Source organism: Arthrobacter sp. 7Tela_A1, assembly GCF_049311065.1.
GTDB lineage: Bacteria > Actinomycetota > Actinomycetes > Actinomycetales > Micrococcaceae > Arthrobacter_B.
This window is the reverse complement of the sequence record NZ_JAXIOO010000004.1, coordinates 19,035-33,608: the sequence shown is the minus strand read 5'-3', so window position 1 is coordinate 33,608 and position 14,574 is coordinate 19,035. Positions and strand designations below refer to the sequence as shown.

Below are 14,574 nucleotides of genomic sequence, written 5' to 3'. Positions count from 1 at the left end.
GCGAGATATCCGGGCAGGCAAGGCTATGCGTCGGAAAGGGACACCACGATGTGGCGTTCCGGCCCTTCACCTTCGGACTCACTAACGAGCCCAAGCTCCGCAACGGCGTCGTGAACGATCTTGCGCTCGTAGGCGCTCATCGGTGCCAGGGCGATTTCCTTGCGGGATGTCTTGGCCCGGGAAACCGCATCCTCGGCGATCCGGTGCAGCTCCTCGCTGCGTTCCTTGCGGTACCCGGAGATGTCCAGGACAAGGCGTGACCGGCTGTCAGTCGCCGTCAGCACGGAGAGCCGTGTGAGCTCCTGGAGTGCCTCAAGAACCTCGCCCCCGCGCCCTACCAGGGACTCCAGGCCGGAGTCGTCTCCCTCTTCGGAGACAACGGAAATATAGGTCCGTCCGCTGCGGACCTCGATGTCGATATCGCCGTCAATATCGGCGATATCGAGCAGCTCCTCAAGGTAGTCAGCGGCGACGTCGCCCTCTTCCTCCAGACGGCTGACGGTGCCGCCTTCAGCAGCCTCAGGCAGTTCTTCCACGGACTCTTCGACGTGCTCTGTGCTCATCTTTTTTTCCTGTTCTTGCGCTGGGGCTGCTGGCGCTGTGCTTTGGCAGGGACGGGTACTTCTTCAACCGGCTCGGACTTCTTTTCGCCCAGCAGCGGCATCATCGGCAGGCCCTTGCGGGCACGGCGCTCGGCCAGGGCCTTGGCGGCAGGGGACCCGGGGGTGGGCATGCGGCGGATCACGAAGAACTGCTGTCCCATGGTCCACAGGTTGGTGGTGGTCCAGTAGATCAGGACACCGATCGGGAAGTTGATGCCGCCGATGCCGAAAACGAGCGGCAGTACGTAAAGCATCATCTTCTGCTGGCGCATGAACGGGCTCTGCAGTGCTTCTTCAGACATGTTCTTGGACATGATCTGCTTCTGCGTGATGAACTGCGACGCCGTCATGGCGATGATCATGATGATCGAGAGAACCACAACGGAGGTGTGACCCTCCGTGCCGAACCCGTGCAGCAGCGAGGAGGAGAGCGGCGCGCCGAGGATGGAGGCTTCATCGAATTGGACGACGGCGTCGTGGCTCAGGGCGCCGATGCCCTCGCCGTCGGAGCTGGCGTTGGAAACACCGTTCAGCACCTGGAACAGGGCAAAGAAGAACGGCATCTGAATCAGCATCGGCAGGCACGCCGCGAAGGGGTTGGTGCCGTGCTTCTTGTACAGGGCCATCTGCTCCTGCGTCATGGCCTGGCGCGAGAGCTGGTCCGTCTTGCCCTTGTACTTCTGCTGGAGCTTACGCAGATCCGGCTGCAGCGACTGCATGCCTCGCTGCGCCTTGATCTGCTTGACGAAAACCGGAATCAGGGCGGCACGGATGACGATAACCAGCCCGATGATGGACAGCGTCCAGGTCCATCCGGATGCGGCATCCATCCCGAGGAACACAAATCCCTCGTGGAAGATCCACATGATCCATGACACCACCCATTTGAATGGAAACATGATCGTGTCGAAGAAACCCATTTACACTCCTCAAGCCGCGGGGCGGCTGTCTTCGTCTGCCGGAATCACGGGATGATTCAGCACAATAATCCTGGGGACCGATTCCTGCGGCCAGGTCCTTCGGCCTTCGGGCACGTGGTCGACTCCGCCGTCGTTCCAGGGGTGGCAGCGGATAAGCCGGCGGACTGCCAGCCATGTGCCCTTCACCGCACCGTGAACGGTGACGGCCTCAAGGGCATACGCAGAACAAGATGGAAAGAAGCGGCATACCGGCCCATACAGCGGTGAGATGAGCTTGCGGTAAACCTTCAGAATCCCGATCAGGATGTTTCGAGGCAGATGCCACACGAAACGCAGTACCGCCTTCACCAGGGCAACGGGAACATAGGCCTTCGCCGGTTGATTGCCGGTGCGGCCCATCGTATGTCCCTCCCTCACCTTTGTGGTCACTGCCGCGAAAGCTTGCCGATGCATGCAGAGAGGGCACCAGCATAATCCGCGCGTAGCTGCGCCCAAGATGCCGATGCCGCCGGCGGCAGTGCCCTGACGACAATGTCAAACCCGGTGGGGTTCTGAGCCAGGCTCTGCGCTGCTGCTTCTCTCAGTCTTCTCTTAACGAGGTTACGTGTCACGGCGTTCCCAACGGCTTTCGACACAATGAACCCGACGCGCGTGGGCGCGGCCGGGTTGGGCACTGCATATAAGACACCGTGCCGGCGCCGGTTCCGGGCGCCGGAACGTACAGTATGGGAAAAATCCGCCGACGAACGCACCCGGTTCCTCGCGGCCAGCATTAAGCCGCCAAGGTAGGGGGACGGAGCTGCTCGCGCAGCATCGACAAACCTAAGGCTGTGTTACGCCGACAGTTCGGTACGGCCCTTGCCACGGCGTGCGGAAAGAATGGCACGGCCGGCACGGGTGCGCATGCGAAGGCGGAAGCCGTGCTTCTTGGCACGACGGCGGTTATTCGGCTGAAAAGTCCGCTTGCTCACGGTGGTTACTCCAAGACAATATGCGCTGCGCCTGCTGCATCAAGGGGGAAGCACAAGCGGCGCTAAGTTTTCATGTGCCTGACTGCTCTCAACCCGGACCTGGACCCTGATTCCCAGAACCCTGATGGGCATGAATGAGTGCAGATAGCAGACACAAAGGACTACTCAACGTTAGGTGAGACCCCGATTCCAGTCAAACCGGGCTTACACTGCCTGTTTGTACAGAACCTCCCACACCTGTGGACAACTGCCCTGACAGTGGTCCCTCCGTGGCATTGTGAGTGATGTCCCAAGTGGCACGGGGGCGCAGGAATCCAGCTACCGAGAGCCGAAATGATGATCTAGGCTTGGCGCTGGGTGTTTTATCCACGGGTGTGCATAAGTCTGTGGATGATCCTCCGGGATCCAGGCCTGGATTCCGGTTTCTTAGATCGCCATGCGGCGTCACGAGAGGTTTTTGTGGGTACGGACGAAATCAACGATGTCGGCAGCTCCTGGCGCAAGGTCATCCGAACCCTGGAGACCGACGACAGGGTCTCTCCCCGTCAGCGCGGTTTCGTGGTCCTTGCACAGGCGCAGGGACTGATTGGAACCACATTGCTGGTCGCTGTCCCCAACGAACTCACCCGGGAAGTACTGCAGACGCAGCTCAAGAACATTCTGGACGAAGTCCTCAAGACGGTTTTCCAGGCAGATATCCAGTGCGCATTCGTCATTGACGCGGACCTGACGCCGGTTGCCCAGGCAGAGCCCGAACCCGAACCCGAAGAGCCTGCCCCGTCACCGGTACCAACGGGAGAGAGTGCTCCGTCACCCACACCGCCCAGCACGTCACAGGAATTCGGCCGCCTGAATCCGAAGTACGTTTTTGAGACGTTCGTCATCGGCTCATCGAACCGGTTTGCCCACGCTGCGGCAGTGGCCGTGGCTGAAGCTCCGGCCAAGGCCTATAACCCCCTGTTCATCTACGGTGACTCCGGACTGGGCAAGACCCACCTGCTGCACGCCATCGGCCACTATGCCCGGCACCTCTACACCGGCATCCGGGTGCGCTACGTAAACTCCGAGGAATTCACCAACGACTTCATCAACTCGATCCGCTACGACGAAGGCGCAAGCTTCAAGCAGCTATACCGGAACGTGGACATCCTGCTGATCGATGACATCCAGTTCCTGGCCAATAAGGACGCCACGCAGGAGGAGTTCTTCCATACCTTCAATGCCCTGCACAACCACAACAAGCAGGTAGTGATCACGTCCGACCTGCCCCCTAAGCAGCTCTCGGGATTTGAAGAGCGGATGCGCTCCCGCTTCGAGTGGGGCCTGCTCACCGACGTCCAGCCGCCGGAACTGGAAACCCGCATTGCTATCCTCCGCAAGAAGGCCATCGGGGATTCGCTCAGCGCCCCCGACGACGTCCTCGAATACATCGCTTCAAAGATCTCCACGAACATCAGGGAACTGGAAGGTGCCCTCATCCGGGTTACCGCCTTCGCGAGCCTGAACCGCCAGCAGGTCGACGTCGGCCTGGCCGAGATTGTGCTGAAGGACCTGATCACCGACGACGGCGCCCAGGAAATCACCGCGGCGTCGATCCTCGGACAGACGGCTGCGTACTTCCAGATCAGCCTGGAGGAACTTTGCAGCAAGTCGCGGACCCGCACGCTGGTGACTGCCAGACAGATTGCTATGTACCTCTGCCGCGAACTCACTGACATGTCCCTGCCAAAGATCGGCCAGGAGCTCGGCGGCAGGGACCACACCACCGTGATCCACGCCGACCGGAAGATCCGTGAACTCATGGCAGAACGCCGGGCCATCTACAACCAGGTCACCGAACTGACGAACCGCATCAAGCAGCAGCAGCGTGAAGCTTAGAAATCCCCGGCCTGACGCGGATGTAAGGGCCCCGAAGGGGCTCGAAATTAACAAGTGTGGACAAGGGTGTGGATAACTCGGTGGACAACCCGGCGTTAGGCCGTTCAGCCTGTGGATACACGGAACCGACAAAAAGTTCCCAACAGGGGCCATCGGCGCGTAGGCTGGCCCTCCACAAGTTATCAACAGCCTTAAACCGCCAACCCGGCCCGGGAGATCGAGTTATCCACAGTATCCACAACGGTTATTAACACTACGAATCTTAAGAATTTGGGTTCCACCAAATAACATCTGACCTTCCAGCCCAGACATCCGATGTTCCAAGGAAGTTCCTGGGAGCTCTTCTTTCAACCTGGTGAGTGTCCATTGGGCAACAGCACAATGACTCCCTGAAGTCCTTCTTCCAGCCCATGCAGGCAGGCACCGCTGAAGGTAAGCTGGCACAGGGTATTGTGGTGATTCCCAGGCGGACAACCGCGCGGCCCCAGCCGCACGCAATGCTCCCTCACGTTCATGAAAGTTCAGTAGTACTGATAAGTACGTTGTGAAAGGCGGCACCCTGCAGTGAAGTTCAGAGTTGAGCGGGATGTCCTGGCCGAGGCGGTTACCTGGACGGCACGGTCCCTCTCACCCCGCCCGCCGGTTCCTGTCCTTTCCGGACTGCTGATCAAGGCCGAGTCCGGTTCGTTGAGCATCGCGAGCTTCGACTACGAGATCTCCGCACGCCTGCAGATTCCTGCCGACATCTCCGAAGAAGGCACGATCCTGGTCTCGGGACGGCTCCTTGCCGAGATCTGCCGCAGCCTGCCTTCAGCTCCCGTCGACGTCGAAACCGACGGGTCAAAGGTGACTCTCACCTGCCGTAACAGCCGCTTCAACCTGGCCACCATGCCGGTCTCGGAATACCCGGAGCTGCCGGCGCTCCCTGATGTCAGCGGCGTCGTCGACGGAGACGCATTCGCCCAGGCCGTCTCACAGGTCATCATTGCCGCAAGCCGCGACGACACCCTGCCGATCCTTACCGGCGTCCGCATGGAGATCGAAGACGATCTGATTACGTTCCTGGCGACCGACCGTTACCGGCTGGCACTGCGGGAGCTTCCCTGGAAGCCGGCAACGCCGGGCATCTCAACGAGTGCGCTGGTCAAGGCCAAAACCCTCAACGAAGTTGCCAAGACCCTCGGCGGCGGCGGCGACCTGAACATTGCTCTTTCCGAGGACAGCGAGCTGATTGGGTTCGAAAGCGGCGGCCGGCGCACCACGTCGCTGCTGGTCGACGGCGACTACCCGAAGATCCGTTCCCTTTTCCCGGACAACACCCCGATTCACGCCACTGTGGAAACATCCGCGCTGGTCGAAGCGGTGCGGCGCGTGTCGCTCGTCGCCGAACGGAACACTCCGGTCCGGCTGGCTTTCACCGACGGACAGGTGACCCTCGACGCCGGCACCGGCGAGGATGCCCAGGCATCCGAGGCACTTGAAGCATCACTGATTGGTGACGAAATCACGGTCGCCTTCAACCCGCACTACCTCAGCGAAGGCCTTGGAGCCTTCCCGAGCAAGTACGTCCGTTTCTCCTTCACCACCCCGCCGAAGCCTGCCGTGATCTCCGCCCAGGAAGAACTCACCGGTGACGACCAGGAAGATTACCGGTACCTTCTGATGCCAGTCCGGCTGCCCAACCAGTAAGGCTTCCACCGGAGCAGTTCGGGAGCCTTGCCGCCCACCGTCGTGGACAGCAGAGAGGAACCGAAATGCACATTGGCCTCATTGGACTGGGAAAAATGGGCTTCAGCATGCGCGAGCGGCTGAGGAACAACGGCATCCAGGTGACCGGGTTCGATCAGAATCCCGTCATCAGCGATGTCGGATCCCTTGCCGAACTCGCCGCTGAACTGCCTTCGCCCAGGATTTTGTGGGTCATGGTTCCCAGCGGGAACACCACAACAGCAGTCATCAGCGACCTCGCCGAAATGCTTGACAGCGGGGATCTGGTCATCGACGGCGGCAACTCCCGCTATACCGATGACCAGCGCCATTCCGAACTGCTGGCGAAGAAGGGCATCCGCTACCTCGACTGCGGCGTATCAGGCGGAATCTGGGGGCTCGACAAGGGATACGGCCTCATGGTCGGCGGTTCCGCCGCTGATGTTGACCGGGCACTGCCGGTTTTCGACGCGCTGCGTCCCTCCGGCCACCGGGCAGACAGCTTTGTCCACGCCGGAGGAACCGGAGCCGGACACTACGCCAAAATGGTGCATAACGGGATCGAATACGGCCTGATGGAGGCCTACGCCGAGGGGTATGAGCTCCTCGAAGCCCAGAAGATCATCGATGACGTTCCAGGGATCCTGCGGGCCTGGCAAAGCGGAACGGTCATCCGTTCCTGGCTCCTGGAACTGGCGGTCCGGGCCCTGGAAGAGGATCCGGGGCTGGAACGGGTGGCAGGATTCGTTGAGGATTCCGGGGAGGGAAGATGGACCGTGGAGGAAGCAATGGCCGCTGAAATTCCGGCACCTGCCATCGCCTCGGCTGTCTTTGCCCGGTTCGCCTCCAGGCAGGAAGATTCTCCTGCCATGAAGCTGGTTGCCGCCCTGCGCGGACAGTTTGGCGGTCATGCAGTGAAAACTGTCCTGCCCGAACAGGAGTCGGCACGGGAGGACGTCCCGCTGAGCGCAGCGGAACAGGCCATCCGTGATGCCGGGACGCCGGAGTAGCCGGCGGTAGGCTGTTCAGGACGGATGCCTGGCGTTCACGGCCGGCAGCGATGGCAAATGAGAAAGACGGACAGGACGGATAGACCAGGTGGCCCAGCGTGTACGTTGATTACCTTTCGCTGACGGGTTTCCGCAGCTACGGGCAGCTTGACCTGAGTCTGGAGCCCGGAGTGAGCGTTTTTGTCGGCCCCAACGGCACAGGCAAGACCAACATTGTGGAATCGATTGGGTATCTCGCGTCCCTGTCGTCACACCGGGTCAGTTCCGATGCTCCGCTCGTGGCGTTTGACGCTGACCAGGCCCTGGTTCGTGCACGGATAGTGCGCGGGTCCCAGGCCACGGCGCTGGAAGTCGAAATCAATCCCGGCCGGGCCAACCGTGCACGGATCAACCGTGCCAATCCCGTGCGGGCCCGCGACATTCTCGGCATTTGCCGCACGGTGCTCTTCGCCCCTGAAGACCTTGCCCTGGTCAAAGGAGATCCCTCCGCCCGCCGCAGGTTCCTCGATGACATGATCGTCTCCCTCGTTCCCCGGCATGCCGCGACCCGCGCTGACTATGAACGCGTGCTCAAACAGCGCAATGCACTGTTGAAATCGGCCCGGATGAGCGGACGTTTTACCTCGGCGCATGAAGCAACCCTGGATGTCTGGGACCATCACATGGCCGCTGCCGGAGCGCAGCTCCTGGCGGCCCGGCTGCAGGCTTTGGACCGCTTGAGCCCGCACCTTGCCGGCGCCTACGCAGACCTGACCGACGGTTCGAAAGCCGCCAGAGGCGTCTACCGGTCCACGCTGCTGGGACAGGTGGAGGACGACGGCGCCGCTGATGGACCTGCTGATTCTGCAGAATTGCTGGGGTTGGGACAGGAAGAACTGCAGGAGAGGTTCCTTCAGGCCTTCGCCGCCAACCGCAAACGTGAAGTGGATCGCGGAATCTCCCTGGTAGGTCCGCACCGGGATGAAGTTGAACTGCTGCTGGGGCCTGCGCCCGCCAAGGGCTATGCCTCGCATGGAGAAACCTGGTCCCTCGCGCTGGCCCTGCGGCTGGCTTCCTACTACCTGCTGCGGGACGATGACGATGCTCCCGGCAGCGGGCCGATCCTGATCCTGGACGACGTCTTTGCCGAACTCGACGCCGGCCGGCGCCAGCGCCTGGCTGCCATAGTTTCCGGCGCCGAGCAGGTGCTGGTGACGGCTGCCGTGGGGGAAGACATTCCGGCTGCCCTTTCCGGCCGGCAGATCCCCGTTGTCCCGGGAGGCGTCAGTGCTGCCGCCGGCTAATTCTCCTGAACCTGCCGGGCCGGACGGAGGAGACGACCGTCCCGATGCCGCCCGGGAACAGCTGAACCGGATGCGCCAGGCTGCCCAGGCGCGCGGAAACCAGCGCATTCCGGCAAGCCGGCGCAAACAGGGACAGCGGCGGCAAACTCCGTTTGTTCCGGGCGAATACACCGGGCGTGACCCTCAAGGCCTGGGCAAAGTCTTCAACCGGTTCGTCAACGAACGTGGTTGGAATTCTCCGGTGGCCGTCGGTTCCGTCATTTCCCGCTGGGAGGAGCTGGTGGGCCCGGATGTCAGTGCGCACTGCAAACCGGAGTCCTTCTCGGACACCACCGTTCAGGTCCGCTGCGATTCCACTGCCTGGGCCACGCAGCTGCGGCTGCTCCGGGAGACCCTGATTGCCCGGTTCGAGGCAGAACTGGGTCCCGGCGTCGTCACCCGGATCGAAGTTATTGGTCCGGCAGCACCCAACTGGCGGAAGGGATTGCGGAGCGTCAAGGGCAGGGGACCGCGGGACACGTACGGATAAAGTACCCGCCGCCGGAAAAAAGTTGTTGAAAAATGCCGGTTTGTGTGCTGGCGTTCACACCCGCTGCACCCGCCATAGACGGCTGAAAACCCTGTCGGACGTATCCGGCCTCGTCTAGGGCCCGGAAAAGCGCGTGGAACCCGCTTTAGTGGCCTCCTAAGGGGTGTTTTGGCCAGCAAAGGTACCCTTAGCACGGTAGAATTGCTAGGAGAGGTGCCCTCTCCGCTGGTCAGGGTGCCAAATTCTGACCGACACAAGAGGAGTCGACAGCACCTGTGGCTAACGACAATGAGCTAGACAACACGGAGCCCGCCCCGGAGGAACACAACGACGCTCAGGCGCCCCACGAATACGGCGCCAATGAGATCACTGTCCTGGAAGGCCTCGAAGCCGTCCGCAAGCGTCCGGGCATGTATATCGGCTCAACCGGCCCGCGCGGGCTGCACCACCTGGTTTATGAAGTGGTGGACAACTCCGTTGATGAAGCGCTGGCGGGCTACTGCGACCGCATCGATGTGACGCTCCAGGCTGACGGCGGTGTCCGTGTCTCGGATAACGGCCGTGGCATCCCCGTGGACATGCACCCCACCGAGAACATGCCCACTGTCCAGGTGGTCATGACCATCCTGCACGCCGGCGGCAAGTTCGGCGGCGGCGGCTACGCCGTTTCGGGCGGCCTCCACGGCGTCGGCATTTCCGTAGTGAATGCCCTTTCCGCCCGGGTTGAAACCGAAGTGAAGCGGCAGGGCTTTGTCTGGCGCCAGACCTTCGAAAACGGCGGTGTTCCCGTCGGGGGCCTGCGCAAAGGCGAAGAGACCGAAGAAACCGGCACCACGCAGACGTTCTACCCGGACCCCGAGATCTTCGAGACCACGGAATTCGATTTCGAGACACTGCGCGCACGCTTCCAGCAGATGGCCTTCCTCAACAAGGGACTGCGCATCGTCCTGACTGACGAACGCACACTGGATGAATCCGCTGAGGAAATCGCGGAGGACGGCGCCGAGACCGAAGAGAGCGCACCCAAGCACCGAACCGTTGACTACATGTATGCCAACGGCCTGCTGGACTACGTCCAGCACCTGAACAGCTCCAAAAAGGTCGAGGTCATCCACGACGACATCATTGCCTTCGAGACCGAAGACAATGACAAGAAGATGGCCGTGGAAATGGCCCTGCAGTGGACCACAGCGTACTCGGAGAGCGTCCACACCTACGCGAACACGATCAACACGCATGAGGGCGGCACCCACGAAGAAGGTTTCCGGGCCGCCATGACCTCGCTGATTAACCGGTACGCACGCGAGAAAAACATCATCAAGGAAAAGGATGACAATCTCACCGGTGATGACATCCGTGAAGGCCTGACCGCCGTTATTTCCGTGAAGATCGCCGAACCGCAGTTCGAAGGCCAGACCAAGACCAAGCTCGGCAACTCCGAGGTCAAGGGCTTTGTCCAGCGTGTTGTCACGGACCAGCTCGGCGATTGGCTGGAACGCAACCCCGGCCCTGCCCGTGATGTGATCCGCAAGTCGATTCAGGCATCCCAGGCGCGGCTGGCCGCCCGCAAGGCCCGCGAATCCACCCGCCGCAAGGGCCTGCTGGAGTCCGGAGGCATGCCGGGCAAGCTCAAGGACTGCTCCTCCAAGGATCCCTCCAAGTCGGAAATCTACATTGTGGAGGGCGACTCGGCAGGCGGCTCGGCCGTCCGCGGACGCAATCCCGAAACCCAGGCCATCCTGCCGCTGCGCGGCAAGATCCTGAACGTGGAGCGTGCCCGCCTGGACCGCGCACTGGGCAACGCCGAAGTCCAGTCCATGATCACGGCCTTCGGAGCCGGCATCGGTGAGGACTTCGATGTTGAAAAGGCGCGGTACCACAAGATTGTGCTGATGGCCGATGCCGATGTTGACGGCCAGCACATCACCACGCTGCTGCTGACACTGCTCTTCCGCTACATGCGTCCGCTGATCGAACAGGGCTACGTGTACCTGGCACAGCCCCCGCTGTACCGGATCAAGTGGTCCAACCACCCGCACGACTACGTCTACAGCGACCGCGAACGCGACGAAACCGTGGCCCGCGGACTGGCCAACAACCAGCGCCTGCCCAAGGACAACGGAATCCAGCGCTACAAGGGCCTTGGCGAAATGGACTACACCGAACTCTGGGACACCACCATGGACCCGGACCACCGCACTCTCCTGCAGGTAACCATGGACGATGCCGCCTCGGCGGACCAGATCTTCTCGGTGCTTATGGGTGAGGACGTCGAATCCCGCCGCAATTTCATCCAGCAGAACGCCAAGGACGTGCGCTTCCTCGACATCTGATCCTGCCGGCGGCTTCGCGCTGCGGCAGGACAGGGTCGCCGGTGGTCGTGCAAGCACCCCCGGGAAACGTACATGGACTTGAACTTAGAACGGAACAGAATTAATGAGTGATGAGACCCCGGAGGTCCCCGGCGGCGAACTCGAGCCCCTGAGCGGGAACGTCCTCTCCGACCGCGTCGAGCAGATCGACCTGCAGACGGAAATGCAGCGTTCCTACCTCGACTACGCCATGGCAGTCATCGTCGGACGCGCCCTCCCCGATGTGCGTGACGGCCTGAAGCCTGTGCACCGCCGCGTCATTTACGCGATGTACGACGGCGGCTACCGGCCGGACCGCTCGTTCAACAAGTGTGCGCGCGTGGTCGGCGAAGTCATGGGCCAGTACCACCCGCACGGCGACTCTGCGATCTACGATGCGCTGGTCCGCCTCATCCAGGACTGGGTCATGCGTGCCCCGCTGGCGCTCGGCCAGGGCAACTTCGGTTCCCCCGGAAACGACGGCGCTGCCGCCCCGCGTTATACCGAGACCAAGATGGCGCCGCTGGCGATGGAAATGGTCCGTGACATCGACGAGGAAACCGTCGACTTCATGGACAACTACGACGGCCGCAACCAGGAGCCCACCATCCTGCCGGCCCGTTTCCCGAACCTCCTGGTCAACGGATCCTCGGGCATCGCCGTCGGCATGGCCACGAACATCCCGCCGCACAACCTGCGCGAAGTTGCCGACGGTGTGCAGTGGTACCTGGAGCACCCCGAAGCCAGCAACGAGGAACTCCTCGAAGAGCTGATCAAACGGGTGAAAGGACCTGACTTCCCCACCGGGGCGACGATCCTTGGGCACAAGGGCATCGAAGACGCTTACCGGACCGGACGCGGTTCCATCACCATGCGGGCCGTGGTCAACGTGGAAGAAATCCAGGGGCGCACCTGCCTGGTCGTCACCGAGCTGCCCTACATGGCCAACCCGGACAACCTGGCCATCAAGATTGCCGAGCTGGTCAAGGACGGGAAGATCACCGGCATCGCCGATATGCGCGATGAGACCTCCGGCCGCACCGGCCAGCGGCTGGTGATTGTGCTGAAGCGCGACGCTGTCGCGAAGGTTGTGCTGAACAACCTCTACAAGCACACCCAGCTGCAGGAAAACTTCGGCGCGAACATGCTCGCAATCGTCGACGGCGTGCCGCGGACGCTGAGCCTGGACGCCTTCATCCGCCACTGGGTCACCCACCAGATGGAAGTTATCGTCAGGCGTACGCGCTACCGGCTGCGCAAGGCCGAGGAAGTCGCGCACATCCTGCGCGGCCTGCTCAAGGCCCTGGACGCCCTCGACGACGTGATCGCCCTGATCCGCCGGTCCTCCACCGTGGAGGAAGCCCGCAACGGCCTGATGCAGCTGCTGGACATCGACGAACTGCAGGCCCAGGCCATCCTGGATATGCAGCTGCGCCGCCTGGCTGCACTGGAACGGCAGAAGATCCAGGACCAGCACGCGAAGCTGGAACTGGAGATCGCGGAGTACAACGCCATCCTGGCCTCCGACCAGCGCCAGCGGCAGATCGTTTCCGACGAGCTCGCTGAAATCGTGGACAAGCACGGTGATGACCGCCGCACCAAGGTGCTGATGGGTTACGACGGCGACATGAGCATGGAAGACCTCATTCCCGAAGAGGAAATGGTGGTCACCATCACCCGCGGCGGTTACGTCAAGCGGACCCGCAGCGACAACTACCGTGCCCAGCACCGCGGCGGAAAAGGCATCCGCGGCGCCCAGCTGCGCGGTGACGATGTCGTTGAGCACTTCTTCGTCACCACCACCCACCACTGGCTGTTGTTCTTTACCAACCTGGGCCGGGTTTACCGTGCCAAGGCCTATGAACTGGCCGAAGGCGGACGGGATGCCAAGGGCCAGCACGTGGCCAACCTGCTGGCTTTCCAGCCCGGCGAGCATATTGCCCAGGTACTGGACCTGTCTGACTACGACGTGGCTCCGTACCTGGTCCTTGCGACCAAGCGCGGACTGGTGAAGAAGACCCGCCTGCAGGATTACGACACCAACCGTTCAGCCGGCATCATCGCGATCAACCTGCGTGAAGGCGATGAACTGGTCTCGGCCCAGCTCGTGAGCGAAACGGATGACCTGATGCTGGTCTCCCGCATGGGACAGTCGCTGAGATTCACTGCTTCCGATGAAGCGCTTCGGCCGCTGAGCCGGGCAACCTCCGGCGTCACGGGCATGAAGTTCCGTGAAGATGATGAACTGCTGGCTGCCGACGTCGTTACCGAGGACTCCTTCGTCTTCATCGTGACCGAGGGCGGCTATGCCAAGCGGACGTCAGTGGACGAATACCGGGTCCAGGGCCGCGGCGGGCTCGGGATCAAGGTCGGCAAGTACAACGAGGAACGTGGCCATCTGGTTGGCGCCATGGTCGTCCAGGAAGAGGACGAAGTCCTGGTGGTCATGCAGGGCGGCAAGGTTGTCCGCTCCGCCGTGTCCGGCGTACCGGCCAAGGGGAGGGACACCATGGGAGTCATCTTCGCCAAGCCGGACAAGAACGACCGGATCATTGCGGTAGCCCGCAACTCCGAACGCGACCTGGCAGTGGAAGACGTGGACGGCGACGAGAATGCCGAGTCTGTGGAGGTCTCTGTGGATGAAGTACCGTTGTCTACAGATGAAACGGCTGGGCGCGACGCGCAGTCTGCTGAAGATGGAGGTACCGAGTGAGCTCGACCAACTCTAATGCCAGGTCCGGCGGCGGTCCGCGGGTAAAGACCCCGGCCCGGCCCGCCCAGCGGCCTGGTACGGGTCAGAGCGCGTCAGGCAACCGGCAGCCACTGGTCAAGCCGGCACCCAAGGCCAAGGCCCGCAAGGCACGGCTGTTGGTAAGCAAGATCGATCCGTGGTCGGTTCTGAAGATGTCCTTCCTCCTGTCCGTGGCTCTGGGCGTAGTGACTGTTGTCGCCGCCATCGTGCTCTGGACGGTTTTGGACCTCACCGGAATCTTTGACCAGGTGAACCGCCTCCTGGGTGAGATTGCGGGCTCCGAATCCGGCGGCTTCGACCTCCGCGAGTTCGCCTCACTGGGCCAGGTAGTTTCCTTTGCGACCATCATCGCGGTGGTCAATGTGCTCCTGCTGACGGCACTTTCCATGCTTTCAGCGGTCCTGTACAACATCGCCTCCACTCTGGTGGGCGGCATCGGCGTCACCCTCACGGACGACTAATTCCGCAGGTGTTCCGGCGCGGGCGCGAGGTCCGCGCCGGAACATGAGGATCCGGATTTGGGGAACCGGCCGAGGGTACGGTAGAGTCTTATCTCGGCCCGGTGAGGTAT

Annotated in this window: 13 protein-coding genes; 8 read left to right on the top strand and 5 right to left on the bottom strand. The window is 62.0% G+C overall.

Annotated elements, in window-relative coordinates; genetic code table 11:
• Positions 1-23 precede the first annotated feature (23 nt).
• Genes TVB01_RS02620 through rpmH form a run of 5 tightly spaced genes read right to left on the bottom strand, consistent with a single transcriptional unit; the run spans position 24 to position 2,493 of the window.
• The gene (locus tag TVB01_RS02620; protein WP_422453882.1) at positions 24-563 is read right to left on the bottom strand and encodes a protein jag; all 540 of its coding nucleotides are present in this window, start codon (positions 561-563) and stop codon (positions 24-26) included.
• Positions 560-1,522, bottom strand: a complete 963-nt coding sequence (yidC, locus tag TVB01_RS02615; RefSeq protein WP_422453880.1) for a membrane protein insertase YidC — start codon at positions 1,520-1,522, stop codon at positions 560-562. The genes TVB01_RS02620 and yidC overlap by 4 nt, the downstream gene beginning before the upstream one ends.
• Positions 1,523-1,531: 9 nt before the next feature.
• Positions 1,532-1,921 (bottom strand): membrane protein insertion efficiency factor YidD, encoded by a 390-nt coding sequence (gene yidD, locus TVB01_RS02610; RefSeq protein ID WP_422453879.1) that lies wholly within the window; start codon positions 1,919-1,921, stop codon positions 1,532-1,534.
• A 26-nt stretch (positions 1,922-1,947) separates the two neighbouring features.
• Entirely contained in the window at positions 1,948-2,295 is a 348-nt protein-coding gene (gene rnpA, locus TVB01_RS02605; protein WP_422453878.1) for a ribonuclease P protein component, read from the bottom strand.
• Between the two features lie 60 nt (positions 2,296-2,355).
• Positions 2,356-2,493, bottom strand: a complete 138-nt coding sequence (gene rpmH / locus TVB01_RS02600) for a 50S ribosomal protein L34 (RefSeq protein WP_022892375.1) — start codon at positions 2,491-2,493, stop codon at positions 2,356-2,358.
• A 459-nt stretch (positions 2,494-2,952) separates the two neighbouring features.
• Here rpmH and dnaA point away from each other — a divergent pair, with 459 nt between their 5' ends.
• The 8 genes from dnaA to TVB01_RS02560 all read left to right on the top strand — a co-directional run bounded on the left by dnaA (position 2,953) and on the right by TVB01_RS02560 (position 14,464).
• Positions 2,953-4,371: a chromosomal replication initiator protein DnaA gene (gene dnaA, locus TVB01_RS02595; protein ID WP_227896423.1), complete on the top strand. Its 1,419-nt coding sequence runs from the start codon at positions 2,953-2,955 to the stop codon at positions 4,369-4,371.
• A gap of 564 nt (positions 4,372-4,935) precedes the next feature.
• Entirely contained in the window at positions 4,936-6,060 is a 1,125-nt protein-coding gene (gene dnaN, locus TVB01_RS02590) for a DNA polymerase III subunit beta (RefSeq protein ID WP_227915905.1), read from the top strand.
• A 65-nt stretch (positions 6,061-6,125) separates the two neighbouring features.
• The gene (gnd, locus tag TVB01_RS02585) at positions 6,126-7,088 is read left to right on the top strand and encodes a phosphogluconate dehydrogenase (NAD(+)-dependent, decarboxylating) (RefSeq protein ID WP_422453876.1); all 963 of its coding nucleotides are present in this window, start codon (positions 6,126-6,128) and stop codon (positions 7,086-7,088) included.
• Between the two features lie 98 nt (positions 7,089-7,186).
• Complete coding sequence (recF, locus tag TVB01_RS02580; RefSeq protein ID WP_422453875.1) at positions 7,187-8,371, top strand: DNA replication/repair protein RecF; 1,185 nt, start codon at positions 7,187-7,189, stop codon at positions 8,369-8,371.
• Entirely contained in the window at positions 8,355-8,900 is a 546-nt protein-coding gene (locus TVB01_RS02575) for a DUF721 domain-containing protein (RefSeq protein ID WP_422453874.1), read from the top strand. The genes recF and TVB01_RS02575 overlap by 17 nt, the downstream gene beginning before the upstream one ends.
• A gap of 275 nt (positions 8,901-9,175) precedes the next feature.
• On the top strand, positions 9,176-11,233 hold the full coding sequence (gyrB, locus tag TVB01_RS02570; RefSeq protein ID WP_422453872.1) for a DNA topoisomerase (ATP-hydrolyzing) subunit B: 2,058 nt from the start codon (positions 9,176-9,178) through the stop codon (positions 11,231-11,233).
• A gap of 103 nt (positions 11,234-11,336) precedes the next feature.
• The gene (gyrA, locus tag TVB01_RS02565; protein WP_422453871.1) at positions 11,337-13,964 is read left to right on the top strand and encodes a DNA gyrase subunit A; all 2,628 of its coding nucleotides are present in this window, start codon (positions 11,337-11,339) and stop codon (positions 13,962-13,964) included.
• Positions 13,961-14,464 (top strand): DUF3566 domain-containing protein, encoded by a 504-nt coding sequence (locus TVB01_RS02560; RefSeq protein ID WP_227915898.1) that lies wholly within the window; start codon positions 13,961-13,963, stop codon positions 14,462-14,464. The genes gyrA and TVB01_RS02560 overlap by 4 nt, the downstream gene beginning before the upstream one ends.
• Positions 14,465-14,574 lie beyond the last annotated feature (110 nt).